Raw genomic sequence first — 2,623 nt, forward strand, 5'->3', positions numbered from 1 at the left:
GCACCAGCATCACGTCCACCAGCGGCGTGACGTTGATCTCGCTCAGCGGGCGTTTGCGGGCGCGGCGACGGCCACGACCGCCACCTCCACCCGATCCTCCTGCAGCCATACCCATGCGTCAGGCGCCCCGGCGCAGGTTCAGGGTATCGGACGGCGGCGGTGGCGGCGGTGCGGGCGTGGCCGGATTGGCCAGACGGCGCGCCAGAGCCGCAGCCAGATCATCGGCGAACGATTCCAGACGGCCCGTGAACTTGCCCGCCGTCACCGAGAAGGCGTTGAAGGCCATATAGGCCGGAATGGCGGCGGCCAGACCGATGGCCGTGGCAAACAGAGCCTCGGCAATGGCCGGCGCCACGGTGGTCAGATTGGTGTTACCGGCGGCGGCGATGCGGTCGAAGGCGTTCATGATGCCCCAGACGGTGCCGAACAGGCCGATGAAGGGCGAGGCGGTGGCAACCACCGACAGGACGCCCAGACCGTTTTCGATCTTCTGGCTTTCGCGGGCGATGATGGAATCCATAGCGCGGTCGATACGGCCCAGAAGCGCCTGCCCCTGCGCATCCGTCAGCGGACCGCGCTGGCGGGCTTCGCGCCAGTCCTGCAAGGTAACCTGCAGCATGCGCGGCAGCGGCTCTGACGGATTGGGGCCCGCCGCCGATGCGGCTTCTTCCAGTGAACGGCCGCTTTCCAGCAGTTGTTCAAACGCATTGGCGCTGCTGAACATGCGGCTGAAGCTGACCGCTTTTTGAATGATCACCGTCCACGACCAGACCGAAGCCACAGCCAGACCGATCATCACCGCCTTCACGACCCAGTCAGCGGACATGAACAGTTCGACGGGGTTCAACAGCGATGCGTCGACAGGGGGTGCCATTCAGTGTTCCTTGGTCGCTTGCACAAAAGTCTATGTCCTTGAGAACGCCAACACATGGCGAATTCAAGGCATCCAAGGCGCATCTACCGATCCTTGGGGAATCCGTCACCCCAGGATCGTCTGACATAAGCGTTATCCGCCCTTTTTTGGGGTGAAATCAGCTCTCGGAAGGACCGGACAGCCAGGGCTCGACCTTCTGCATCAAAAGCTTGCTTGGGCGACGAGGGCGACCGTCCATGTGGATGCAGGCGGCGACCACATCGGCCTTGGCCAGAACCTCGCCGTCGCGCTCGATGGTCTGTTTGATCAGCATGCGGACACCCTTCACCACCTCGTAGCGGGTGCGCACGATCAGGGCGTCGTCGATCTTGGCCGGACGGACGTATTTGATGTTCAGCTCGCTGACGACAAAGGCCAGCGGATCATCGCTTTCCAGCAGGTCGGTGTGCCCGATCCCCGCCGCCCGCAGAAAGTCCGAGCGCCCGCGCTCGAAATAGCGGACATAGTTCGCGTGATAGACCACGCCCGTAAAATCGGTGTCCTCGTAATAGACACGCACAGGCAACAGGTGATCCTTAGCCTCAAATCGGCCAGCGGTGGGGAGATCGGTCATGCCTCTGACTTCGCGCTAAAAAGCGCGAAGAGCAAGATTACTTCCCAAACAAGTCCGGCGAGGTCGGCGGAGGCGGCGGGGCCGACAGCCCCAGATGCTCATACGCCCGCGCACACGCCATACGCCCACGCGGGGTGCGCATGATGAAGCCTTGTTGCAGCAGGTAGGGCTCGATCACGTCCTCAACGGCGTCTCGCGCTTCGGCGATGGCGGCGGCGAGGGTGTCCATGCCGACGGGACCGCCGCCATAGTTTTCAATCAAGGCTTTCAGGAAGCGGCGGTCATTGCTGTCCAGACCCGCTTCATCAACTTCCAGACGGGCCAGCGACTGCGCGGCCACCAGACGGTTGATGAGCGGAGCGCCCGCAGCATCGGCGAAGTCGCGCACGCGGCGCAGCAGACGGCCCGCGATACGCGGCGTCCCGCGCGAGCGCGAAGCGATCTCGAACGCGCCCTCGGCGTCGATTTCCGCGCCCATTTTGCGGGCAGTGCCGCGCACCACCATAGTCAGTTCTTCGGGGCTATAGAATTCCAGCCGCAGCGGAATGCCGAAACGGTCGCGCAAGGGCGTGGCCAGCAGGCCCGCACGGGTCGTGGCCCCCACCAGCGTAAACGGAGCCAGATCGATGCGCACCGAACGGGCGGAGGGTCCCTCGCCGATGATCAGGTCCAGCACGTGGTCTTCCATCGCCGGATAGAGGACTTCCTCGACCTGCGGGGACATGCGGTGGATTTCGTCGATGAACAGCACATCGCGCGGTTCGAGATTGGTCAGGATGGCCGCAAGGTCACCCGGCTTGCCCAGAATGGGACCGGAGGTGGCGCGGAAACCCACGCCCAACTCACGCGCCACAATCTGTGCCAGCGTCGTCTTGCCCAGCCCTGGAGGGCCAAACAGCAGGACGTGGTCCATCGCCTCTTGGCGCTTTTTCGCGGCCTCGATGAAGATCGACAGGTTGTCCTTGGCCTTGGGCTGGCCGACGAACTCCGACAGGGTTTGCGGACGAAGGGCGCGGTCGAACGCCTCGCCCGCCATCGCCTCGCCGCTCAGGATACGCTCGCTCATTTACCCAGTTCCTGAAGCGCGGCGCGGATGATGGCGGACAGGCCAGCCTCCTCGCCCTTGGCTTCCAGCG

General features: G+C 64.1%; 3 protein-coding genes and 1 pseudogene. All 4 read right to left on the reverse strand.

The genetic code is table 11. From position 1 onward, the window contains the following. Nucleotides 1-115: pseudogene (locus B3H86_RS13920) on the reverse strand (protein TolR); the annotation flags it as partial. A 3-nt stretch (nt 116-118) separates the two neighbouring features. Next, nucleotides 119-874, reverse strand: a complete 756-nt coding sequence (gene tolQ / locus B3H86_RS00940; RefSeq protein ID WP_292050687.1) for a protein TolQ — start codon at nt 872-874, stop codon at nt 119-121. A gap of 157 nt (nt 875-1,031) precedes the next feature. Next, nucleotides 1,032-1,487: a tol-pal system-associated acyl-CoA thioesterase gene (gene ybgC, locus B3H86_RS00945; RefSeq protein ID WP_292050688.1), complete on the reverse strand. Its 456-nt coding sequence runs from the start codon at nt 1,485-1,487 to the stop codon at nt 1,032-1,034. 37 nt (nt 1,488-1,524) lie between these two features. Continuing rightward, nucleotides 1,525-2,553, reverse strand: coding sequence for a Holliday junction branch migration DNA helicase RuvB (gene ruvB / locus B3H86_RS00950; protein WP_292050689.1), 1,029 nt, complete (start codon nt 2,551-2,553; stop codon nt 1,525-1,527). Between the last annotated feature and the right edge of the window lie 70 nt (nt 2,554-2,623).

The organism is Brevundimonas sp. UBA5866, assembly GCF_002432125.1.
Classification (GTDB): domain Bacteria; phylum Pseudomonadota; class Alphaproteobacteria; order Caulobacterales; family Caulobacteraceae; genus Brevundimonas.